This is a genomic window from Streptomyces atratus, assembly GCF_040655115.1.
In the GTDB taxonomy this organism is placed as follows: Bacteria; Actinomycetota; Actinomycetes; order Streptomycetales; family Streptomycetaceae; genus Streptomyces; species Streptomyces atratus_D.
On the sequence record NZ_JBFAJH010000016.1, the window covers coordinates 81,617 to 103,019 of the forward strand.

The 21,403-nt window shown below is 70.2% G+C and carries 19 protein-coding genes and 3 pseudogenes; 16 read left to right on the plus strand and 6 right to left on the minus strand.

Features of this window, described 5'->3' with window-relative positions; translation table 11 throughout:
- The first annotated feature begins 23 nt into the window (after positions 1-23).
- From AB0I23_RS19545 to AB0I23_RS19575, 7 genes and pseudogenes are all read left to right on the plus strand, one after another.
- Positions 24-977 carry a succinylglutamate desuccinylase/aspartoacylase family protein gene (locus AB0I23_RS19545; protein WP_359110758.1) on the plus strand — a complete coding sequence of 318 codons (954 nt, stop codon included), beginning with the start codon at positions 24-26 and terminating at the stop codon, positions 975-977.
- The gene (locus AB0I23_RS19550) at positions 974-2,428 is read left to right on the plus strand and encodes an aldehyde dehydrogenase family protein (protein WP_359110760.1); all 1,455 of its coding nucleotides are present in this window, start codon (positions 974-976) and stop codon (positions 2,426-2,428) included. The genes AB0I23_RS19545 and AB0I23_RS19550 overlap by 4 nt, the downstream gene beginning before the upstream one ends.
- Positions 2,425-3,363: an aldo/keto reductase gene (locus tag AB0I23_RS19555; protein WP_359110762.1), complete on the plus strand. Its 939-nt coding sequence runs from the start codon at positions 2,425-2,427 to the stop codon at positions 3,361-3,363. The genes AB0I23_RS19550 and AB0I23_RS19555 overlap by 4 nt, the downstream gene beginning before the upstream one ends.
- Positions 3,364-3,407: 44 nt before the next feature.
- Positions 3,408-4,073 (plus strand): haloacid dehalogenase type II, encoded by a 666-nt coding sequence (locus tag AB0I23_RS19560; RefSeq protein ID WP_359110764.1) that lies wholly within the window; start codon positions 3,408-3,410, stop codon positions 4,071-4,073.
- Positions 4,074-4,131: 58 nt separating this feature from the next.
- Positions 4,132-5,415, plus strand: a complete 1,284-nt coding sequence (locus AB0I23_RS19565; protein ID WP_359110766.1) for an NAD(P)/FAD-dependent oxidoreductase — start codon at positions 4,132-4,134, stop codon at positions 5,413-5,415.
- Between the two features lie 131 nt (positions 5,416-5,546).
- Positions 5,547-5,726, plus strand: a pseudogene (gene aspA / locus AB0I23_RS19570) (aspartate ammonia-lyase); the annotation flags it as partial.
- Between the two features lie 42 nt (positions 5,727-5,768).
- Positions 5,769-6,059, plus strand: a pseudogene (locus AB0I23_RS19575) (NADP oxidoreductase); the annotation flags it as partial.
- Positions 6,060-6,272: 213 nt separating this feature from the next.
- Here AB0I23_RS19575 and AB0I23_RS19580 read toward each other — a convergent pair.
- Together AB0I23_RS19580 and AB0I23_RS19585 are read right to left on the minus strand one after the other, a co-directional pair.
- Positions 6,273-7,634: a tannase/feruloyl esterase family alpha/beta hydrolase gene (locus tag AB0I23_RS19580; RefSeq protein ID WP_359110768.1), complete on the minus strand. Its 1,362-nt coding sequence runs from the start codon at positions 7,632-7,634 to the stop codon at positions 6,273-6,275.
- A gap of 28 nt (positions 7,635-7,662) precedes the next feature.
- Entirely contained in the window at positions 7,663-9,270 is a 1,608-nt protein-coding gene (locus AB0I23_RS19585; RefSeq protein ID WP_359110769.1) for a long-chain fatty acid--CoA ligase, read from the minus strand.
- A 240-nt stretch (positions 9,271-9,510) separates the two neighbouring features.
- Between AB0I23_RS19585 and AB0I23_RS19590 the strand changes: the two genes are divergently transcribed.
- The 6 genes from AB0I23_RS19590 to AB0I23_RS19615 all read left to right on the plus strand — a co-directional run bounded on the left by AB0I23_RS19590 (position 9,511) and on the right by AB0I23_RS19615 (position 16,228).
- Positions 9,511-10,269 (plus strand): ABC transporter ATP-binding protein, encoded by a 759-nt coding sequence (locus tag AB0I23_RS19590; protein ID WP_359110771.1) that lies wholly within the window; start codon positions 9,511-9,513, stop codon positions 10,267-10,269.
- A complete protein-coding gene (locus AB0I23_RS19595; protein ID WP_359110773.1) occupies positions 10,262-10,954 on the plus strand; it encodes an ABC transporter ATP-binding protein in 693 nt (230 codons plus the stop codon). The genes AB0I23_RS19590 and AB0I23_RS19595 overlap by 8 nt, the downstream gene beginning before the upstream one ends.
- Before the next feature lie 48 nt (positions 10,955-11,002).
- Complete coding sequence (locus AB0I23_RS19600; RefSeq protein ID WP_359110775.1) at positions 11,003-12,250, plus strand: ABC transporter substrate-binding protein; 1,248 nt, start codon at positions 11,003-11,005, stop codon at positions 12,248-12,250.
- A 65-nt stretch (positions 12,251-12,315) separates the two neighbouring features.
- Positions 12,316-13,182, plus strand: coding sequence for a branched-chain amino acid ABC transporter permease (locus tag AB0I23_RS19605; RefSeq protein ID WP_359110776.1), 867 nt, complete (start codon positions 12,316-12,318; stop codon positions 13,180-13,182).
- A complete protein-coding gene (locus AB0I23_RS19610) occupies positions 13,179-14,210 on the plus strand; it encodes a branched-chain amino acid ABC transporter permease (protein WP_359110778.1) in 1,032 nt (343 codons plus the stop codon). The genes AB0I23_RS19605 and AB0I23_RS19610 overlap by 4 nt, the downstream gene beginning before the upstream one ends.
- Positions 14,211-14,278: 68 nt before the next feature.
- Positions 14,279-16,228 carry a helix-turn-helix domain-containing protein gene (locus tag AB0I23_RS19615; RefSeq protein WP_359110780.1) on the plus strand — a complete coding sequence of 650 codons (1,950 nt, stop codon included), beginning with the start codon at positions 14,279-14,281 and terminating at the stop codon, positions 16,226-16,228.
- Here the strand turns inward: AB0I23_RS19615 and AB0I23_RS19620 are convergent.
- Positions 16,229-16,423 (minus strand): annotated as a pseudogene (locus AB0I23_RS19620) (TetR-like C-terminal domain-containing protein); the annotation flags it as partial.
- Between the two features lie 41 nt (positions 16,424-16,464).
- On the opposite strand from AB0I23_RS19620, the gene AB0I23_RS19625 reads away from it, so the two are divergent.
- The 3 genes from AB0I23_RS19625 (at position 16,465) to AB0I23_RS19635 (ending at position 19,706) form a co-directional block, all read left to right on the plus strand.
- Entirely contained in the window at positions 16,465-16,842 is a 378-nt protein-coding gene (locus AB0I23_RS19625) for a TetR-like C-terminal domain-containing protein (protein ID WP_359110782.1), read from the plus strand.
- A 131-nt stretch (positions 16,843-16,973) separates the two neighbouring features.
- Positions 16,974-18,815: a gamma-glutamyltransferase family protein gene (locus AB0I23_RS19630; RefSeq protein WP_359110783.1), complete on the plus strand. Its 1,842-nt coding sequence runs from the start codon at positions 16,974-16,976 to the stop codon at positions 18,813-18,815.
- 63 nt (positions 18,816-18,878) lie between these two features.
- Positions 18,879-19,706 carry an inositol monophosphatase family protein gene (locus AB0I23_RS19635; RefSeq protein WP_359110785.1) on the plus strand — a complete coding sequence of 276 codons (828 nt, stop codon included), beginning with the start codon at positions 18,879-18,881 and terminating at the stop codon, positions 19,704-19,706.
- A gap of 18 nt (positions 19,707-19,724) precedes the next feature.
- Here AB0I23_RS19635 and AB0I23_RS19640 read toward each other — a convergent pair whose 3' ends face one another.
- The 3 genes from AB0I23_RS19640 to AB0I23_RS19650 all read right to left on the minus strand — a co-directional run bounded on the left by AB0I23_RS19640 (position 19,725) and on the right by AB0I23_RS19650 (position 21,328).
- On the minus strand, positions 19,725-19,925 hold the full coding sequence (locus AB0I23_RS19640; protein ID WP_359110787.1) for a hypothetical protein: 201 nt from the start codon (positions 19,923-19,925) through the stop codon (positions 19,725-19,727).
- Positions 19,926-20,034: 109 nt separating this feature from the next.
- The gene (locus tag AB0I23_RS19645) at positions 20,035-20,460 is read right to left on the minus strand and encodes a VOC family protein (protein ID WP_359110789.1); all 426 of its coding nucleotides are present in this window, start codon (positions 20,458-20,460) and stop codon (positions 20,035-20,037) included.
- 43 nt (positions 20,461-20,503) lie between these two features.
- On the minus strand, positions 20,504-21,328 hold the full coding sequence (locus AB0I23_RS19650; protein WP_359110791.1) for a DUF4037 domain-containing protein: 825 nt from the start codon (positions 21,326-21,328) through the stop codon (positions 20,504-20,506).
- Positions 21,329-21,403: the final 75 nt, after the last annotated feature.

Genomic DNA, 21,403 nt, shown 5'->3' on the forward strand with positions numbered 1-21,403 from the left:
AAAGTGTTTCTGAAAGGAACGACATGTACTCCATCGGTCCGCTGACCGTCGCCCCCGGCGAGCGCGCCCAGGGCCTCATCCCGGTCGGCACCAGCACCTACGGCGTGGACCTCGGCATTCCGCTGATCGTCGTCAACGGCGCCCAGGACGGCCCGGTGCTCTGCGTGGACGCGGGGGTGCACGGCGACGAGTACGACGGCCAGGAAGCCATCCGCCGTGTCCTCGCCGAGGTCGACCCGGCCACCCTGCGCGGCACGCTCGTCGGTATCCCCTGCATGAACACCCCCGCTTTCGAGGCGGCCGCCCGCACCAGCGGCCTGGACTACCTCAACCTCAACCGCATCTTTCCGGGCGACGCGGACGGCTCGTACTCCCTGCGCCTGGCGGCCACCTTCGTCGAGCAGGTCGTGCCCGCCATCGACGCCCTCGTCGACCTGCACACCGGTGGCACCTTCGGCGAGATCGCCCCGCTCGTCATCCTCCAGGGCGGCTACGAGGAACTGGCCACCGACCTCGCCCTCGCCGCCGGGCATGAGCTGGTGTGGAAGGGCGGCAAGTGGGGCGGCACGGTCCGCCACCCCACGCTCGCGGCCGGCAAGCCGGCCATCACCATCGAGGCGGGCGGTGGCACCTACCGCGAGTCCAACGTCGACCTGCACACCCACTCGATCCGCAACATCATGCGGCAGCTCGGCATGGTCGACGGCGAGGCGGAGCTGCGCGACAGCTACACGACGGTCTCCGGCACCTTCGCCCGCTCCGCCGCGGGCGGCTTCTTCCTCGGGCACGCCGAGCCGGGGGAGACCTGCAAGGAAGGCGACCTGATCGCCCACATCGTCGACCACTACGGCAACACGCTGGAGGAGGTCCGCGCTCCCCAGGACGGCGTCGTGCTCTGGGTGCGCCGGATCCGCACGGTCCGCCCGGGCGACGAGGTCGTCATCTTCGGTGAAGTGCAGGGAGAGATCCAGCCATGAGCAGCGATGCGCAGTTGCTCCTCGTAGACGGCAAGCAGGTCCCGGCCGCCGACGGACGCACCTTCACCGTCCTCGACCCGTCGGACAGTACGGCCATCGCCCAAGTAGCCCTGGCCGGCCCGGCGGACGTCGACCGGGCGGTGGCCGCCGCGAGGGCGGCGCTCACGGCCCCGGAGTGGGCCCGGATGCGCGCCGCCGACCGGGGCAGGATCCTGTACCGGATCGCCGAGGCGATCCGGTACCAGGGGGAGCGGCTGGCCCGGCTGGAGAGTCAGGACGTCGGCAAGCCGCTCAGCCAGGCCAAGGCCGATGTCGAGGCCGCCGCCCGCTACTTCGAGTTCTACGCGGGCTTCGCCGACAAGCTCGGCGGCACCACCATTCCCCTCGGGCCCGGTCTGATCGACTACACCGTCCGCGAGCCGATCGGCGTCTCCGGCCAGATCATCCCGTTCAACTACCCGCTGCAGAACACCGCTCGCGGCTCCGCTCCGGCGCTGGCCGCAGGCTGCACGGTGGTACTCAAGCCCTCCCCGGAGGCGCCGCTCACCCCGCTGGAGATCGGCCGCATCGCGCTGGAGTGCGGACTGCCGCCGGGGGTGCTGAACGTCGTTCCCGGCGACGGCGAGACCGGTGCGGCCCTCGCCGGGCACCCGGACATCGACCAGGTCACCTTCACTGGTTCCGTGCCCACCGGCATCAAGGTCGCCCAGACAGCCGCCGCCAACGTGGTGCCCTCGGTCACCGAGCTGGGCGGCAAGTCGCCCTTCGTCGTCTTCTCCGACGCCGACTTCGACCTGGCGCTGAAGGCGATCCTCGGCGCGTCGTTCAGCAACGCCGGACAGATGTGCTCGGCGGGCACGCGGCTGCTGCTCCAGCGCGGCGCCGAGGAGTTCCTGGACCGGCTGGCCGAGAAGATCGCCACCCTGCGCGTCGGTCCCGGCCTGACGGACCCGGACATCGGCCCGCTGGTCGCCGCTCGGCAGCGCGACCGGGTGTTGAGCTACCTGGACCTGGCACGGCAGGAGGGCGCGACGGTCCGCGTGGGCGGCGGCGCCCCGTCCGACCCCGAACTGTCCGACGGCTACTACATCGAGCCGACCGTCCTCACCGGCTTGACGAACCAGGCGCGTTGCGCCCGTGAGGAGATCTTCGGCCCCGTCGTCGCGGTCATCGAGTTCGACGACGCCGACGAGGCCCTGCAGATCGCCAACGACAGCCCCTACGGACTCGCCTCCTACGTCTGGACCCGAGACATCGACAAGGCGATGAGCCTGGCCGAGGGCATCAGGGCGGGCCAGGTCTACGTCAACGCCACCGGCGTCGGCACCGGAGTCGAGCTCCCCTTCGGCGGCTACAAGCACAGCGGCTGGGGCAGGGAGAAGGGCCTCGAAGCCCTGGCCAGCTACACGCAGACCAAGAACGTCTGTATTGGATTCGGGGACCGGTCATGAGATACCGCACGCTGGGCGAACGCGGCCCGACCGTTTCCGTCGTCGGCGTCGGCGGCAACAACTTCGGCTCCCGCCTCGACGAGGAGGGCACGAAGGCCGTCGTCCACGCGGCCCTCGACGCCGGCGTCACGCTGTTCGACACCGCCGACATGTACGGCGGGTTCGGGGAGCAGGGCGGCTCGCGCGGTGATGGTGAACGGCTCCTCGGCACAGCTCTCAAGGGCCACCGCGACAAGGTGGTGCTGGCCACCAAATTCGGTATGGAGATGGGCTCGGAAGCGGACCTGTACGGCCGGCGCGGAGCCCGTTCCTACATCCGGTACGCCGTGGAGGCGTCGCTGCGCCGCCTGGGCACCGACCGGATCGACCTGTACCAGTACCACGAGCCGGACGGTGTCACCCCGCTGGAGGAGACCGTCGCCGCCCTGCGGGAACTCGTGGACGAGGGGAAGATCGGGTACCTCGGCTGCTCCAACCTCCCGGCCGAGCAGCTCACCGACGCCTTCGTGTCGACCCAGGCCCGCTACCACCTGCTCGACCGAGGCGTGGAAGCCGACCTGATCCCCGCCTGCCTGGTGCACGGCATCGGCCTGCTCCCGTACTACCCGCTCGCCAACGGCCTGCTCAGCGGCAAGTACCGGCGCGGCGAGCAACCCCCGGCCGGCAGCCGCCTGTCCTGGCGACAGGGCTGGCTCACCGACGAGGCCCTCGACCGCGTGGAGACGCTCACCGCGTACGGCGCCGACCGGGGCCTGACCCTCCTCCAGGTCGCGGTGGGCGGGCTCGCCGCCCTCCCCGCCGTCGGCTCGGTCATCTGCGGCGCCATGACCCCTGAACAGGTCACCGCCAACGCGACGGCGGCCGACTGGATCCCCGACACGGCCGATCTGGCCGCCCTCGACGCGATCGTCACCCCCGGCGAGCAGATCGTCTGACCCGCCCCTCCCCCTGTAAGAACCGGAAACCGAGGTTGAACACCATGCGAGAGATCGTCACCTTCGACGCCTACGGCACCCTGGTCGACTTCCAGCTCGGCCCCACCACCCTCAAGGTCCTCGCCGACCGGCTGGACCTGGACAACCTGGACGTCGACGAGTTCCTCGACGACTTCCGCGTCATGCGGTTCCAGGCCGTCCTGGAGGCATACCGCCCCTACCACGAGATCCTGCACTCCAGCCTGCAGATGGCGATGCGCCTGCACGGCCTGGAGTACCGCGAGTCCGACGGTGACGCCCTCGTCGAGGCCGTCCCCACCTTCGGCCCCTTCCCAGAGGTCCCGGACGCCCTGCGCGCGCTGAAGAGCAAGTACGAGATCGCCATCATCACCAACAGCGACGACAACCTGATCGCGCGCAACGTCGAGAACATCGGTGTCGAGTTCGACTACGTCATCACCGCCGAGCAGGCGGGCGCGTACAAGCCGGACCGGCAGACCTTCGAACACGCCTTCAAGGCCATGGGCGTCGAGCCGTCCCAGGTCATCCACACCGCTCAGGGCTGGGAGTACGACCACATCCCGACCCGCGACCTCGGCCTCAAGCGCCGGGTGTGGATCAACCGCTACGGCCGCCCCGGCAGCGCCGACTACCAGCCCTACGACGAGCTGACCGACATGACGGGCCTGCCGAAGCTGCTCGGCTGCTGACAGCACGGCTACACGGCTACACGGCGACACAGGACAGAGAACACAGAGGACGCACGCCATGAAGCAGATCCCCTACTGGCTCGACACCGCCCCCGCCCTGCCCGACCGGTCCGGCAAGGACCTGCCCGACGAGGCGGACGTGGTGGTCATCGGCGGCGGCCTCACCGGCCTGTCCACCGCCTACCACGCCGCCCGCAAGGGCGCCCGGGTCGTCCTCGTGGAGAAGGACAAGGTCGGCTCGGGCGCCTCCGGGCGCAACGGCAGCATGTGCACCCAGGGCATCACCATCGGCGTCGGCGAGGCCCGCAAGCGCTTCGGCCAGGAGCGCGCCCGCGAGCTCTACGACGCGTTCCGCGAGGCGGTCGACGTCGTCGAGGAACTCACCCACACCGAGAAGATCGACTGCGACTTCAACCGCTCCGGACGCCTCGGAGTCGCCTTCAAGCCCCAGCACTTCGAGTCGATGAAGGCCACTCAGCGCGACCTGGCCGACAACTTCGACCACGAGACCCAGCTCCTGACCCGCAGTGAACTGAAGGCGGAACTGGGCTCGGACTACTACCACGGCGCCCTGCTCGACCCGCTCAGCGCCGCCCTGCACGTGGGCAAGTACGTCCACGGCCTGGCGGAGGCCGCCGAACGCGCCGGCGCAGAGATCCACGAACGCAACGCGGCAACGGGCCTCACCCGCCTCCCGGACGGAGGCTTCCTGGTCGAGACCCTGCACGGCACCATCCGCGCGAAGCAGGTCATGGCCGCCACCGACGCCTACACCGACAAGGCGCTGCCGTGGTTCCGCAAGCGGCTGATCAACGTCGGCAGCTTCATCATCGTCACCGAGCCGCTCGGCGAGACGCGTGCCAAGGAGCTGATCCCGAAGGCCCGCCTGGTGGTCGACTCCAAGAACATCGGCCACTACCTCCGCCTCACCCCCGACAACCGCCTCGCCTTCGGCGGCCGAGCCCGCTTCGCGCCCTCCAATCCGGCCTCCGACGTCAAGAGCGGAGACATCCTCAAGCGCGAGATGACCGAGATCTTCCCGCAACTGGCCGACGTCCGCGCCGACTACGTGTGGGGCGGCATGGTCGGCTTCTCCTGGGACCGCCTCCCGCACGCGGGTGAGGCCAACGGCCTGTACTACTCCATGGGTTACTGCGGCCACGGCGTCCAGATGGCCACCTACATGGGCCGCGCGGTCGCCGAGATGATGGACGGCAAGCCCGAGGCCAATCCCCTGCGCGGCCTCGGCTTCCCCAAGGTCCCCGTCCCCTTCTACAACGGCACCCCCTGGTTCCTGCCGTTCGGCGGCGCCTACTACAAGGCCAAGGACCGCCTGCGCTGAGTCGATGGCGCGGTGGTACTGCGGGGCTTGCCGCGAAGAGGTCGCGGCAAGCCCCGCAGTTCACGTACGCCCACGACCGACCTCCTGTACACCGTCGTCTGAGATCATCCGAGAGAAGGCCCCGCACAGCCATGACCGCCGCAGCCACCCGCAGCGAGCACGACCTGCTCGGCGACCGTGACGTGCCCGCCGAGGCGTACTGGGGCGTCCACACCCTGCGTGCCACGGAGAACTTCCCCATCACGGGCACTCCGATCTCCGCCTACCCGCATCTGATCGACGCCCTCGCCGCAGTCCCCCCTGCTGCGGCCCGAGGTCCTGGCGGGCAGCCGTCAGGCCCTGGCCTGACGCGCACGAAGGTCGTCAAGACCCTCAACACCATGAACTGCCAGATCATGGTCGACCCGGACCGCGTCACCGGCGAGCACACCGTGTTCGTCTCCGGCGACGACGGCGAGGCCAAGAAGACTGTCACCGACCTGCTGGTCTCCTTCGGCTGGCCCGGGAGCAGCGTCATCGACCTGGGCGACATCACCACCGCCCGCGGCACCGAGATGCTCCTGCCGATCTGGCTGCGCCTGTGGGGCGCCCTCGGCCACGCCGACTTCAACTTCCACATCCGGGGCGCCCGCACCAGCGCCTGACCCCGAGACCGGGCCCGGCCCGACGGCGAGGAATTCTCCGATCCCGCCGCCCGGCCCGCCCTCCTTGTGTCCAGCCGGTCCGTCGCGCGGGATGTCCCTCCCAGCGGGCGGCCGCTGCACCGTAGAACCGCAGCGGCCGCCCGCCGGCGGAAGCGGACCATACTTCTCGGTCATCTCCGGTGTCGGTCGACTCCCTTGGTACTCGTGCCAACGTCAGTTCAGGGAACATGTGTTGACAAGGTCGCCGGAGGAAGGCCTGGCGATGGAGCCGCTCGCCGGCGGGGCGTCGTGGTGCTCGACCCAGCTGGTCAGTGCGTCGAACGCGGTCCGGTAGCAGGGCAGGATGGGGCGCAACCGGTCCGGATAGGTGTCGTAGAGGCTGTCGACGTGCGTGCCGCTGACGACGGTGTAGTAGCGGTGCAGCCGGGACCGGTGCTGGTCGGCGATCATGCGCGTGTACTCGTCCGAGTCGGTGGCGATCGGCAGCAGCGCGTCAAGTGAACCGTGCAGGGTGATCATGGGTTTGCCGATCTTGCCGGTGAGCGAGATCCGGTCGATCGCCCGGTGCACGGACTCGGGGCGGGTGGCGTAGTCGTACGTGGCGTCCGAGGCGCAGGGTGCGAGGATCTCCGCGGTTGTCGAACCGGCCGACGCCCCGGGGCAGTCGGTGTCGTACGCGGGGTCGAATTCGGCCCGATAGACTTTCTGGGTCAGGCTGAAATAGACAGTCTCGTGGTACGGCCACAGGAACTCGGTGCCAGGGGTGAACCCGGCCGCGTACATATCGGCGTCAGTGGCCCGGCCCGCTTGGCGGGCGACGGCAGTGGGCAGGTACGTAAAGAGATTCGGCCCGTCGGGCGTCCACAGCGCGCCCTCCCAGTCGACCCCGCCGTCGTACAGCTCGGGGTGGTTCTCGAGCTGCCAGCGGGTCAGATAACCGCCGTTGGAGATACCGGTCATGTAGGTACGACGCGGGGCGTGCCCATAGGCCTGCTTGACAACGCTCCTGGCGGCGCGGGTCAACTCGGTGGTGCGCCGGTTCCATTCGGCGATTGCGTCGCCGGGCCGGGTGCCGTCGGTGTAGAAGTCCGGGCCGCTGTTGCCCTTGTCGGTGGAGGCGAAGGCGTAGCCCTGGGCCAGGACCCGGTCGGAGATGAGGGGGTCGAGGGAGTACTGCTTGCGCACGCCGGGGGCTCCGGTGACGACGAGGCCGCCGTTCCAGCGGTCGGGCAGCCGGATGACGAACTGTGCGTCGTGGTTCCAGCCGTGTGTGGTGTTGAGGTGTGAGGTGTCGGGGAAGTAGCCGTCTATTTGGGTGCCGGGAACGCCGGTGGGGTTCTTGGTGCCCTTGGCGGTCAGCGAGGCCCAGTCGGCGGAGTCGGTGTACGGGGTGCCGGCCAGGGCGCTGGTGGTCAGATCGTCATGGCAGGAGATCTGCTGCCGTCCGGCGCCGGACACATGGAGCCGGTCCCATCCGGCGCAGTGGGGCTCCGTGTCCGCTGCGGCGCTCGCGGGCGCCGCCGTTGTCGACAGGAGCACGGCGAACAGGAGGGGAAGGGTGCGTCTCAGGTGCATGGTTCGTTCTCCAGGTCGGGGAAAGGGTTCATGAGTCGAAGCGGGCACGCAGGGCCTTCTTGTCGAACTTGCCGACTCCGGTGCGGGGTATGGCCTCCACGACCTCGATACGGTCCGGGAGCTGCCAGCGCGCGAAGCCCCCGGCCTCGAGGTGCGCGCGCAGGAGATCGAGGGTGACCGTGGCTCCCGGCCGCGGGGCGACGCAGATGAGCGGACGCTCCAGCCACTTGTCGTCGGGGACAGCGATGACCGCGGCCTCGGCGACCTCTGGCAGGGCCATGACGGCCGACTCCATGTCCACCGAGGAGATCCACTCGCCGCCCGACTTGATGAGATCCTTCGCGCGGTCGGCGATGACGACATAACCGTCCGGCGAGCCGATCGCGATGTCCCCGGTGAGGAACCAGCCGTCCTCGGTGAACTGGGCCCCACCCTCGCCCCCGAGGTAGGAGTCGGCGATCCACGGTCCTCTTACCAGCAGATCACCCATCGAAGTCCCGTCCCAGACAACGGAGTTTCCTGCGTCGTCGCGGATCTCCATCTGCACGCCGGGCAGCGGGAGCCCGGCCCGGGTCCGCACCGCATCGGTGATCCGCTCCTCGTCCCAGTCGCGCATCCGCTCCTTCGGCCAGGCCAGGCTGGCCAGCGGCGAGGTCTCGGTCATGCCCCACACCTGCACCAGAGGGATGCCGAGGCCGTGTCTGTAGCGTTCGATCAGCGCGCGCGGCGGACGGGCGCCGCCGCACAGCAGATGCCGCAGCCCGGGCAGCCCGCCGCGGGCGGCGATCTCGTCGGCGACCGCCATCCAGATGGTGGGGACGCCCGCGGCGACCGTGACCCGCTCGGCGGCCATCAGCTCGACCAGGGCCGCCGGTTCCAGCGAGCCGCTGAGGAACACCTGCTTGGCGCCGTACGCAGTCGCGGTGTACGGCAGGCCCCAGGCGTTGGCGTGGAACATGGGCACGACCGGCAGCACGCAGTCACCGGGGCCGATCGCCATCGCCGCCTGCGAGGACGCGGCGATGGCATGCAGCACGGTGGAGCGGTGCGTGTAGAGCACACCCTTGGGGCGGCCGGTGGTGCCGGAGGTGTAGCACAGGCCGAGCGGCGACCGCTCGTCGATGTCCCGGGGGGCATACGTATCCGGCAGGCCGGCGATCAGTTCCTCGTACGCCACCACGCCGGGCAGCGACGTGTCCGGCACCTCGTCGCCGAGCACGATGACATGCCGTACACCGGCGAGACCACCGCGTGCGTGCACCTTCTCCAGCAGCGGCAGCAGATCGGGATCGACCAGGATCACACGGTCGTCGGCGTGGCCGATGATGTACGCCAGGTCCTCGGGCGACAGACGCAGGTTCAGGGTGTGCAGCACGCGCCCGGTGCAGGGCACCGCCCAGTAGGCCTCCAGATGTCGGTAGCCGTTCCAGGCGAGGGTTGCCACCCGCTCGCCCTGCTCAAGACCGAGGGAATCCAGGGCGTGCATCAACTGCTGGGCACGCCGGGCGAATTCGGCGTACGTGTAGCGGTGTACACGGCCGTCGGGGAGCCGGGTGACCACCTCGGTGTCGGGAAAGTAGCGCGGGGCGTGGCCGAAGAGCAGCCAGGCATTGAGCGGGGTCTCCATCATCGCCATGGCGCACATCGTCACCGCGGTGCGGGGCCTGAGCCACGGAGGTGCTCTCCAGTACGTTCCCGACCGGACTGGAGCTGGTGCCCACTGTGTCGTCGCTGTTCCGGGCGTGGGTACGGAGATGGCCCACACCCGTGGGGGCCTCCTTGTGGAGACGGCATCCGTAGCCACCGCTCCAGGCCGTATTTACCGTCTGCTCCACATCGGCATCCGCCGGCGTATCCCCGCGCCTCAGAGGCGGTCATGACACAACCGCGCGCCATCCTGGTCACACAGGACCTGTCCAGGGAGTTCCAGGGATTCCGCGCCGTGAACTCGGTGAACCTGAGTATCGCCGAAGGCACGGTTCACGCGCTCGTCGGCCCCAACGGGGCCGGCAAGACGACCCTGTTCAATCTGCTGACCGGATTCCTGAAACCGTCCGACGGCCGTATCGTCTTCGCCGGACACGACATCACCGGGCAGCCGCCGGAGCGCATCGCCCGCCTCGGCGTCGCCCGCTCGTTCCAGGTCACGAGCCTCTTTCCACAGATGACGGCCCGGGAGCACGTCCAGCTCGCGCTCCAGTCCGGTACCGGCCTCGGCCACCGCTTCTGGCGCACGGACAAGCTGATGCGCCGCTTCTCCGCTCGCGCTGTCGAACTCCTTGACGAGGTCGAACTCGCGCATCACGCCGACCGGCCCGCCGGAACCCTTCCGTACGGACAGAAGCGCGCCCTGGAACTGGCCCTCGCTCTCGCCCTGGACCCCAGACTGCTGCTGCTCGACGAGCCGACGGCCGGCATGGGGCTGGAAGACGTCGAGCGCACGGTGGCCCTCGTGGACAGGATCCGTGAGGGACGCACCGTGGTGATGGTCGAGCACAACATGACAGTCGTCGGCTCGCTCGCGGACGCCGTTACGGTGCTGCAGCGTGGCGAAGTGCTTGTGGAAGGGCCCTACGACCGGGTCAAGACCGATCCGCGGGTCATCGAGGCGTACTTGGGGGCCGACGTTGCTTGAGATCAAGGACGTCAGCGCCGGCTACGGCGAGGCCACGGCCCTGGACAGGGTGTCGTTGCATGTGGCCGAGGGTGAAGTCGTCACCCTCGTGGGCCGCAACGGCGCGGGCAAGACCACCCTGCTGCGCTGCGCGATGGGGCTGCACCGCGTGACGACCGGCCGCATCGCCCTGGCGGGTCACCACATCACGTCAGCGCCCCCTCACCGCAGGGCCCGGCTCGGCCTCGGGTACGTCCCCGACGACCGCGGCATCTACGCGAGTCTGTCCGTCGAGGAGAACCTGACCCTGCCGACGGCCGCCGCGGACTCCGGATGGCCGCTTACCCGTGTCTACGACGCCTTCCCGGTGCTCGCCGCGCGCCGCCGCTTCCCGGGCGGCAAGCTCTCCGGCGGCGAACAGCAGATGCTCGCGCTCGCTCGCGTGCTGCGCGCCGGGGCCCGGGTGCTGCTGTGCGACGAGCCGACCGAGGGCCTCGCTCCGGTCATCGTGCAGCAGATCGGCGAGATCCTGCGCGGGGCCAAGGAGCACGGGGTTTCGGTGCTGCTCGTGGAACAGAACCTGCGGTTCGCCGCGACCGTCGCCGACCGCCACTACCTCCTCGCGCAGGGCCGGATCGTCGAGTCGCTCGACAACACGGACGTACGGCAGCGCGAAGGCGAACTCCTCGCCTACCTCGGACTATGACAACCCGTCACCTTTGCTCATCGGGACGTACGCATCAGGAGGCAAGCAATGAAGCACAGGCTGTCGATGGTCGTGGCCACGGCCGCGGTCGGGGCACTGCTCGCGGGCTGCGGGGGCGGCGGACCGAGCTCGGGCGGCGGGAAGGTCAGCGACGACAAGATTGTGCTCGGTGTACTCACCGATCTGTCCGGCGTCTACGCCGACATCGCGGGACCGAACTCGGTCGAGGCCGTACAGATGGCCGTCGACGACTTCAAGAAGAAGTACGGCGACAAGGCGGTCACCAAGAACATTGAAGTGATCAAGGCGGATCACCAGAACAAGCCGGAGGTCGCCAACACCCAGGCCAGGGAGATGTACGACCGAAAGAAGGCCGACGCACTCTTCGACGTGCCCACGTCATCGGCGGCGCTCGCGGTGCAGACCATCGCCGGGCAGTCCAAGAAGCTGTACTTCAACACCGGCGCCGCCACCACCGAACTCGCGGGCAAGACCTGTAACCCGTACACGTACGAATGGGCCTACGACGCCTACATGCTGGCGCACGGCACCGGCGCCAAAGTGACCGAACAGGGCGGCAAGAACTGGTACACGATCTACCCGGACTACGCCTTCGGGCAGGACATGCAGGCGAAGTTCACGGCCGCCATCGAGGGAGCAGGCGGAAAGGTGGTCGCCCATGACCCCACCCCCTTCCCCAGCGACAACTACTCCACCTTCCTGCTCAAGGCGCCAGGCCTCAAGCCGAAGCCGGACGTCCTCGGGGCCCTGCAGGCGGGCGGTGACCTGGCCAATGTTGTGAAGCAGTACGAGCAGTTCAAGCTCAAGGACAAGGACATCCAGCTGGCCATCGGGCTGCTCTTCGACAGCGACATCAAGGCCATCGGCGCGGACAAGCTCGCCGGGACGATGTTCACCACTGCCTGGTTCTGGAATCTGGACGACGAAGCCCGCGCCTGGGCCGACCGGTTCAAGGAGCGCACCGGGCAGCGGCCGACGTTCGACCACGCTGCCGACTACTCGGCGGCCACCCACTATCTGGAAGCGGTGCAGAAGGCGGGTACCGACAAGGCCGAGGACGTGTCCAAGGTCCTTGACGGCATGGAGTTCAGCGACTTCTTCGCCCGCAACGCCACCGTACGCAAGGAGGACCACCGCGTGGTCCACGACGCCTACCTGGTCAAGGTCAAGGCGCCGGCCGACGCGAAGGAGGACGGGGACTTCACCGAGCTCGTCGAGAAGATCCCCTCGGACCAGGCATTCGACAAGCCGTCACCGGACTGCCGGATGAGCTGACAGCGCCAGGCCCCGACGGCTCGCCCGACATCTCGGGCGGGCCGTCCCCGACCGAGGGGAGAACCATGACCTCCTTCTTGCAACAGCTCTTCAACGGCCTGGTCAGTGGCGGTTTCTACGCCCTGCTCGCGCTCGGACTCGCCGTGATCTTCGGCATGCTGCGCGTGGTGAACTTCGCGCACGGTGCCCTGTACATGCTCGGCGCCTTCGGTGCCGTCGTACTCGCCGACAGTGCGGGGCTCGGCTTCTGGTGGTCGCTGCTGCTGGTGCCACTCGTTCTGGCGGTGGCGGGCACGCTGCTCGAGCGCCTGCTCATCCACCGTCTGATGGCCCTCGATCCGCTCTACAACTTCCTGCTGACGTTCGGCATCGCCCTGGTGTGCCAGGACCTGCTGCGCATGAAGTACGGATCGCACTCCCAGCCGTACGAGCACGCGCCGTTCACGGGGACCGTCGACCTCGGTCTGTTCGACTTCCCCCGCTACCAGGTCTTCGTGCTCGCCCTCTCCGTCGCCGTCTGCCTCGTGGTGTGGCTGCTGCTCACCCGTACCCGCATCGGCACCATCGTGCGCGCCGCCACCGAACGGCCCGAACTCACCAGGGCGTTCGGGATCGACACCGGACGCTGGGTCGCCCCCGTCTTCGGATTCGGCGTCGGCCTCGCCGCGCTCGCCGGCGTGCTCGCCGCCCCGATGCGGGCCGTCAACTCCGGTATGGGCGCCGACCTGATCATCACCGTGTTCGCGGTCGTGGTCATCGGCGGCCTCGGCTCCGTCTTCGGCTCGGTGCTGGCCGGGTTCGCCATCGGCATGCTGCAGGCACTCGGCAACCTCTACGTCCCCGTCCTGTCCCAGACCTCGGTCTATCTGCTGATGGCCGTCGTTCTGCTGTTTCGGCCCGCCGGCCTGTTCGGCAAGGAGGAACACGCATGATCCTCGACCTCCTCGAGAAGCTGCACAGCCGCCCCGCCCGGATCCGCCGGGGCCTGCTCGCCGTCGGGCTGCTCCTCGCCCTCGGCCTGCCGTGGGGCCTGTATCCGCCGGTCGCGACGGACATCCTGTGCTGGGGCCTGTTCGCCGTCGCTTTCGATCTGCTGCTGGGCCACGCCGGCCTGCTGTCCTTCGGCCACGCCGCGTTCTGGGGCAGTTCGGCCTATGTGACGGGGCTGATCGCCATCCACAGCGGTCTGCCGTTCTACGCCGCTGTGCTGGGCGGCGCCGTGGCCGCTGCGGTGCTCGCCCTGCCCATCGGGTTCCTCGCTGTGCGGCGCAGCGGAATCTACTTCGCGATGGTCACCTTGGCCTTCGCGCAGATGGTGTACTTCATCGCCAACCAGTGGGGCGAAGTGACGGGGGGCGAGAACGGTCTGCAGGGAATTCCCCGTGAGCTGCCGGGCTTCGACCTGTCGGATTCCTTCGTCTTCTACTACGCGGCCCTGCCGGTGGTGCTGCTCGGTCTCGCCGCGGCCTGGCGGATCGTCCACTCACCCTTCGGACGGGTGATCGCAGCGGTGCGCGACAACCCGGCCCGTGTACGGGCTCTGGGCTACCCCGCCGACCGGTACAAGCTCGTCGTCTTCACCGTCTCCGCGTTCCTGTCCGGCCTCGCAGGCGGGCTGTACGCCGTCAACCACGGTTTCGCCTCGCTGCAGGAGGTCTACTGGACCACCTCCGGCAAGGTCGTGGTGATGACGGTTCTCGGCGGCATCGGCACGCTGTGGGGCAGCCTGGTCGGCGCCGGCGCCATTGTCCGCCTGGAAGATTGGCTGTCCACGTCCGGCTTCGAGGAGACCGGCCTGGTCACCGGCGGTGTCTTCATCGTCGTCGTCCTGCTCTTCCGCCGAGGAGTGTGGGGCACGCTCGCGCACGTGCTGCGCTCCCGTACCGAATCCCCGGCCCCCGATCCCGAACCACACCTCGAACACGCCCACGACGATTCGTCCGAGCCGGTGCCGTCGTAGATCTGGGCAGGCAAGGGGCGAGGAGGCGACCATCGCAGGAGGAATCGCGCACCGTTCAGGAGGCAACCGTGCAGTCGACCACCACGCACAGCCCGCCCGACGCCGGGTGCCTGCTGCGCCTGTTGCGTGAAGGGGCCGCACAGAGCGAGTACGAGGATTTCCTCGACCGGTGCCCCGCGGAGGACCGCGCCCGGCTCGCCCCGCTCGTCGACGACGCTCTGCAGGTGCGCGCCCGTCTGGAAGAGCGCCGCCGCAGGGAGGCCGAGCTCGGCGCGCTCTACGAGACGGCGGGAGACCTTTCGTCACTGCGCGACCTGGAGGCCGTGCTCCAGGCCATCGTCCGGCGGGCCCGCGGCCTGCTCGGCACCGACGTCGCGTATCTGATGCTCAACGACACCCGGCGCGGCGACACCTACATGCGGGTCACCGACGGGATACACACCGACGCGTTCAAGCAGGCCCGGCTTGCCATGGGCGCCGGTCTTGGCGGTCTTGTGGCCAAGACCGCAGTTCCGTACAACACCCCCGACTACTTTGCGGACCTGCGCTTCGAGCACGACATCGACGAGGTGGTTCGAGCCGAAGGGCTGATCTCCATCCAGGGGGTGCCCCTCAAACTCGGGGAGAACGTCATCGGCGTCCTGTTCGCCGCCAACCGCCGGGTGCGCCCGTTCTCGGAGCACGAGGTGGCCCTGCTGATCTCCCTCGCCAACCACGCCGCCATTGCCATCGAGAACGCCACGCTCTTCCAGGACGTACGCAGAGCCGTCGACGAACTCACCGAAGCCAACGGCGTCATCCGTGCCCACAGCGAGTCGATCGAACGTGCCGCCGCCCTGCACGAGCGGCTGACCACCATCGTTCTCGACGGCGGCGGGATGGCCGACGTGGCGCAGACCCTCGCCGAAGTCCTCGGCGGCAGCATCCTCGTCCTGGACCCCCGAGGCCGCACCATGGCCGCCGCCGGCGACGACCCCTTGGTGCAACGGGCCCGCGCCGAAGGGGCACTCCCGGATCCGTGCCCCGCCGCCCACGCGGTCCGCGACGCCCGAGTGCTGAGCACCGAAGCCCGCCGCACCCGCCGTATTCCGGCCGGCGCCGGCGGATCCGCCGCCTGCGCCACGCCCATCGTCGCCGGCAGCGAGCTGCTCGGCGTGCTGCTGCTCGTACGCGACCACCTGGACGCCTCAGGAGTACGTTCCCTCGAACGCGCCGCGCTCGTCACCGCACTGATGCTGCTCAGCGAACGCACCGTCGCGGAGGCCGAGCACCGGCTGCGCGGCGAGATCCTGGAGGACCTGCTGGGCTCCCCGCACAGGGACCCGGAAGGGCTGCGGCGCAGGGCCGCCCTGATGGGACTCGACCTCCAACGCCCGCACACCGTGTTCGCCGCCCGCTGCCGTGACAGCACCCAGCGTCATCGCATCGCCGATGCGGCGGCCTCGTACGCCGCCCGGGCGCGGGGTCTCGCCGGCGAGTACAGGGGCGTCACCGTCGTCCTCCTGCCACAGGCCCCGGACCCGGACGCGGCCGCCCGCATCCTTGCCGATCACCTGTCGCGTGTGGTGGACAGCCCGGTCACCGTCGGCGCCGCGACGGCCGCGCCCGGCGTCGACGCCATCGTCGAGGCGCACCACGACGCGGCCCGCTGTCTCGACGTCCTCGTCGCGCTCGACCGCGACGGAGAAGGGGCCTCGCCCGATGAACTCGGCGTCTACGGGCTGCTGTTCCACCAGGCGGGCCGCGAGGAGCTGCACCGCTTCGTGCGCCGCGCCATCGGCCCCGTCCTCGACTACGACACCCGTCGCGGCGGCGAACTCACCCGCACCCTGCTCGCCTTCTTCGCCTGCGACGGGAGCCTGAACCGCACCGCCGCCGAGCTCTACATCCACGTCAACACGCTCTACCAGCGCATCGACCGCATCACCTCACTGCTCGGCCCGCACTGGCGCGGCGGCGACCAGGTGCTGCAGGTACATCTCGCCCTCAAGATCCATACGGTCCTGTCCGCCAAGTGATCACCGGCCGGACCGCAGCCCGTCGAGGATGTGATCGATGTGCCGCACCGCATCGTGTGGATCGAGCGGGACATGGCCCACCAGGAGCCGGTACCAGAAGGGCCCGAAGAGCAGGGTGATCGCGTAGCCCAGATCGAGGTCGCTCCGCGGCTCGCCACGGTCCCACCCGCGCGTGAGGACACGGGCGATCACATCGCGCCGGCTGCCGAGTCACGGCGGCGCTGGAATCCCTGCGCATGGCTGACGCGCCACCCCCGAGCGGGGGCACGCGTGCCGACCTCACGGCGATCCTCAAGGACTTCGCCGCGACCGTGGAGCGCGTACGCGGCATGGCGCTGATCGGCACCTGCCTGGCCGAGGAGGCCCACACCCCGGAACTCCTCGCCCTGCTGCGCGAACGTACCGTAGTTCCCAGACGCGCACTGCTGCGCCACGTACTCGAACAGGCCCGCGACCGCGGCGAGATCCGCCTCGGCGCCGACCTGGAGGCCGCAGTCTCAGCACTTCTCGGGCCGTTCTACGCCGACTACATGGCCGGCCGCGCCGACCACATGGGGTGGGCCGAAGACGCCGTCGACCTGGTCCTGGCCGGACTGCACCCAACGGGCCGCTGACGAGTGATCGACAGCATGCTCGACGATCAGGTGAACGAGCTGGGCGGGCCGGACTCCCCAGATTCTCCCCAGGCCCGATCGTGAGCCGTGATCAGTCCGCTTGGCCCGTACACACAGCAAGGTGACGCGCGATGTTCACCACCCGTCCTACCCTCCGGGGCACCTTCGGCATGGTGTCCTCCACCCACTGGCTCGCCTCGCAGTCCGCGATGGCCGTCCTGGAGGACGGCGGCAACGCCTACGACGCCGCCGTCGCCGCCGGATTCGTCCTGCACGTCGTCGAACCACACCTCAACGGTCCGGCCGGTGAGGTGCCGATGATCCTGGCGCCGAAGGACGGCGAGGTACAGGTGCTGTGCGGCCAGGGCCCGGCCCCCGCGGGTGCCACCGTCGCCCACTACCGCTCCCTCGGTCTCGACCTCGTCCCCGGCACCGGACCGCTCGCGGCCGCGGTCCCCGGCGCGTTCGACGCCTGGATGCTGCTGCTGCGCGACCACGGCACCAAGTCGGTCGCCGAGGTGCTGCGGTACGCGATCGGATACGCGGAGGGCGGCCACGCCCCCGTCGATCGGATCGGCCGGACCGTCGAGACCGTCCGCGAGCTCTTCGAGACCGAGTGGCAGTCCTCCGCCGATGTCTACCTCCCCGGCGGCAAGTCCCCGAGTCCGGGGGAGCTGTTCCGTAACCCCGCACTCGCCGCGACCTGGCGCCGCCTGATCGCCGAGGCCGAGGGGACCGGCGGCGACGACCGCGCTGCCCAGATCGACGCCGCCCGGAAGATCTGGGGCGACGGCTTCATCGCCGAGGCCCTGGTCCGCCAGGCCGCCCGGCCCACCATGGACACCAGTGGCGCCCGCCACACCGGCACCCTCACCGCTGCCGACCTGGCCGGCTGGTCCGCGTCGTACGAGGCGCCCGCCACGTACGACTGGAACGGCTGGACGCTCGCCAAGGCCGGCGGCTGGAGCCAGGGCCCCGCCTTCCTGCAGCAGCTCGCCCTGCTGCCTGTCGAGCTTCCGCGGTACGGTTCCGCGGAGTACGTGCACCTGCTCATCGAGGGCTGCAAGCTCGTCATGGCCGACCGCGAGGCCTGGTACGGCGACGCCGCCGACGTCCCCCTCGACACCCTGCTCTCGGAGCCGTACAACGCCGGGCGGCGCGCGCTCATCACCGACGAGGCATCGCACGAGCTGCGCCCCGGCAGCCCCGGGGGCCGCACCCCCGTCCTCAGCGGCCACGCGCACGCTGTCGCCGCGGGCGAGGCGGGCTTCGACGCCCTGGGTATCCCGGCTGCGGGTGTCGGCGAGCCGACCGTCGCCAAGGGCGGCGCCGCTGCCGGTGAGCCGACCGTCGCAGCGGACGGCGCGACCCGGGGCGACACCTGCCACGTCGACGTCGTCGACCGCTGGGGCAACATGGTCTCCGCCACCCCCAGCGGGGGCTGGCTGCAGTCCAACCCGGTCGTGCCGGAGCTCGGCTTCCCGCTCGGCACCCGCCTCCAGATGGCGTGGCTCGACGAGGGCCTGCCGAACTCCCTCACCCCCGGCCGCCGCCCCCGCACCACCCTCACCCCGTCCCTCGCCCTGCGCAACGGCGTCCCGGTGATGGCGTTCGGCACGCCCGGCGGAGACCAGCAGGACCAGTGGCAGCTGCACTTCTTCCTCGCCGTCGCCCTGCGCGCCGAGGTGCGCGGCGGTCTCGACCTGCAGGGCGCCATCGACGCCCCGAACTGGCACAACGACAGTTTCCCCGGCTCCTTCTTCCCGCGCGGCATGCGGCCCGGCAGCGTCACCGTCGAGGAGCGCATGGACCCGGAGGTCGTCGAGGAGCTGCGCCGTCGCGGCCATGACGTCACCGTCGGCGACCCGTGGTCGGAGGGGCGGATGTGCGCGGTAGCCCGCGATCCCGAGACCGGGGTGCTCTCCGCCGCGGCGAACCCGCGCGGCATGCAGGGGTACGCCGTCGGTCGCTGACCGGCCACCTCCGCGTCATGACCGGGTCGTCGGGTTCCCGGCGGACCGTGCTTAGCTGGAGTCATGATCGATGACTTCCTTGCCGGGGACCTGACCGAGGTCGAGGAGGCGGTCCGCGCAGCGGCCGCCGCCGAGATCATGCCGCGCTACCGGCAGCTCGCCGCACACGAGATCGTCGAGAAGAGCGGCCCGCACGACCTCGTCACCACCGCCGACCGTCTTGCCGAGGAACACCTCACCGCGTCCCTGACCCGGTTGCTTCCCGGTTCGGTGGTCGTCGGCGAGGAGGCGGTCCACGCCGATCCGAAGGTGTACGAGGCCCTGGGCGGCGACGCTCCGGTCTGGATCGTGGATCCGGTCGACGGGACCCGTCAGTTCGTCCGCGGCGAGCCCGGCTTCTGCACCCTCGTCGCCCTCGCCCACCGCGGCGAGCTCCTTGCCTCCTGGACGTACGCCGCGGCCCTGGACGAGATGGCGATCGCGGTACGCGGCCGGGGAGCCGTGCTCAACGGCGTGCCGATACACTCCGGTTCACCCGCGCCCGGCGCCGCGCTCGAAGTGGCGATGTCGCACCCCGACTACACCACCGACGCCCAGAAGCACGCACTGCTCGGCCTGTTCGTCGAAGGTATCCACGCCCGTCCGTGCGGCGCCGCGGGCCTCGAATACCTGGCCGTCGCCCGCGGCGACCAGGACGCGGTCGCCTTCAACTGGGAGTACGCCTGGGACCACGCGGCGGGCCTGCTCCTGGTCACCGAGGCGGGCGGTGCCCAGGTCACGCTCTCGGGTGCCCCGTTCCGTATCGCCGGGGGCAACGACCTGCCGTTCACGGCTGCCCGCGACAAGGCGACGGCCGAGCGGATCCTGGCGGCGCTGCGCGCCGGGGGCTGACCTTCCCGGCGGCCCCGGTCAGGCGATGAGCGCGCGGGTCACCGCGGCGAGCCGGGCCCGGACCCGCGGGTCGTACGCCTGCTCATGAGCCCTGGTGTCCGTGAACCGGTCGACGTACCGCCCGGTGACGGTGGCCGGAGCCGGGTCGGTGATCAGCCGCACGACGGGCCGTACACCGTCGTCGACCGGGCCGGCGGGCGTGAACCCGTACTCACGCACCGCCTGGGTGTCCTGGAGGAACGCGACACTCTGCGCGACCTGCTCGCACGCCGCGTCACCGCCATCCGGAACGACTGAGCGGCCCCGGCCGTGATCCGCCGGACGCCCCCTACGCCACCCGGTGCAGCACCAGGCAGAACGGGTGCCCAGCAGGATCGGCATAGATCCGCCACGGCCGCTCGGCCCGCTCCGCGTCCGCCTCGCCGACCCCGGTCCCGCTCGTGCTCCCGTCGTCGAGCACGGTCGCGCCCGCCGCGACGACCTCCGTCTGCGCAGCGTCCAGATCCGGCACACCGAAGTCCAGATGGAACTGCTGGGGCCGCGCCGGGTCCGGCCACCGCGGCGGCCGGTGGTCCGCCACCCGCTGGAACGCCAGGACGAGACCGGCGTCGGTGTGCAGCGTCGACCAGTCCTCGCCGAGCGCCCACCGCCGGTCCGGCTCGTCGACCCGGCCGCCGAGGACCGACCGGTAGAACTCGGCCAGGCGTACGGGATCGGGGCAGTCGAGCACCACGCACTGAAGTTCGGCTATCATGCCCGGATCCTAAACCGGGCCCGATACCCGGCAGGACCCCTTTTCACCCGAGAACCTCCCGCACGTCGCGTACCACGGACGTCGCCGTCTCCACCGCGGCCGTGTCCAGGCCGCGCAGCGCCCCACCGACCCGCTCGGCGAAGTCCGCCGGAGTCTCCGGCAGCAGCGCGGCCGCGGCCAGTGACCCCTTCTCGTTCAGGCACCAGGTGCGGTGGTGGGCGTGGAGAGCCTGCGCCAGAATGCCGAACGCCCGCGACAGGCAGAGCGCGACATGGAGCGTGTCCCCGGAGGTCGCCGACTTGCGTGCCGCCGCGACGGAGAAGTCCGCCTCCCACGCGGCGTCGCAGAGCGCCCTGCGCAGGGGTTCCGGATAGGCGCGCGTCTGCTGCTGAAGTTCCGTCAATTCGCCGTAGGGGTCGGCCAGTACGCGGCCCAAGGCGACCTCGCCCGGATAGCAGGGCGACCAGAAGCCCAGCGGATGGCCGGGCTGGACGCCCACCTCGAAGCGGCCCTCGCGGCAGTCGGACCAGACGCTCTCGACCCGGTCCAGATCACGCAGGATCCAGTCCACCGCCGTGCCGTCCACCCGCAGCCAGGCGCCGCCGTTGACCCAGGGACCCCAGCCGCCCGGGCCGGCCACCTCCACCGGGGAGCCCTGCGCCTGAGAGGCGAGTGCGGTGAGGGCGACCAGGTCGAGCCTCCCGCGGTAGTAGACGCCGAGATCCCAGTCGGAGTCCGGGCGATGCGTGGAGCGGGCGCGGCTGCCACCGAGGGCGACGGCCCGGACGCCGGGCACCGCGGTCAGCCGGGCCGCCATGTCGTCGACCATCGATGCGCGAACTGGTTCTGCCGCCGATCCCGTATTCATCGGTCCGGACGGTACCCGCGGTCCGGTTGTCGGCGCAGCGGAATATCCTGGAGTTTCTTGCCGTCGGCTGACGAA

Bases quoted from the DNA above. Each gene is read 5' to 3' on its own strand.
- AB0I23_RS19550 (WP_359110760.1), top strand. From the start codon at position 974: ATGAGCAGCGATGCGCAGTTGCTCCTCGTAGACGGCAAGCAGGTCCCG.
- AB0I23_RS19590 (WP_359110771.1), top strand. From the start codon at position 9,511: ATGACACAACCGCGCGCCATCCTGGTCACACAGGACCTGTCCAGGGAG.
- AB0I23_RS19555 (WP_359110762.1), top strand. From the start codon at position 2,425: ATGAGATACCGCACGCTGGGCGAACGCGGCCCGACCGTTTCCGTCGTC.
- AB0I23_RS19565 (WP_359110766.1), top strand. From the start codon at position 4,132: ATGAAGCAGATCCCCTACTGGCTCGACACCGCCCCCGCCCTGCCCGAC.
- AB0I23_RS19600 (WP_359110775.1), top strand. From the start codon at position 11,003: ATGAAGCACAGGCTGTCGATGGTCGTGGCCACGGCCGCGGTCGGGGCA.
- AB0I23_RS19630 (WP_359110783.1), top strand. From the start codon at position 16,974: ATGTTCACCACCCGTCCTACCCTCCGGGGCACCTTCGGCATGGTGTCC.
- AB0I23_RS19585 (WP_359110769.1), bottom strand. From the start codon at position 9,270: ATGGCGATGATGGAGACCCCGCTCAATGCCTGGCTGCTCTTCGGCCAC.
- AB0I23_RS19545 (WP_359110758.1), top strand. From the start codon at position 24: ATGTACTCCATCGGTCCGCTGACCGTCGCCCCCGGCGAGCGCGCCCAG.
- AB0I23_RS19645 (WP_359110789.1), bottom strand. From the start codon at position 20,460: ATGATAGCCGAACTTCAGTGCGTGGTGCTCGACTGCCCCGATCCCGTA.
- AB0I23_RS19580 (WP_359110768.1), bottom strand. From the start codon at position 7,634: ATGCACCTGAGACGCACCCTTCCCCTCCTGTTCGCCGTGCTCCTGTCG.
- AB0I23_RS19610 (WP_359110778.1), top strand. From the start codon at position 13,179: ATGATCCTCGACCTCCTCGAGAAGCTGCACAGCCGCCCCGCCCGGATC.
- AB0I23_RS19605 (WP_359110776.1), top strand. From the start codon at position 12,316: ATGACCTCCTTCTTGCAACAGCTCTTCAACGGCCTGGTCAGTGGCGGT.
- AB0I23_RS19560 (WP_359110764.1), top strand. From the start codon at position 3,408: ATGCGAGAGATCGTCACCTTCGACGCCTACGGCACCCTGGTCGACTTC.
- AB0I23_RS19635 (WP_359110785.1), top strand. From the start codon at position 18,879: ATGATCGATGACTTCCTTGCCGGGGACCTGACCGAGGTCGAGGAGGCG.
- AB0I23_RS19625 (WP_359110782.1), top strand. From the start codon at position 16,465: ATGGCTGACGCGCCACCCCCGAGCGGGGGCACGCGTGCCGACCTCACG.
- AB0I23_RS19650 (WP_359110791.1), bottom strand. From the start codon at position 21,328: ATGAATACGGGATCGGCGGCAGAACCAGTTCGCGCATCGATGGTCGAC.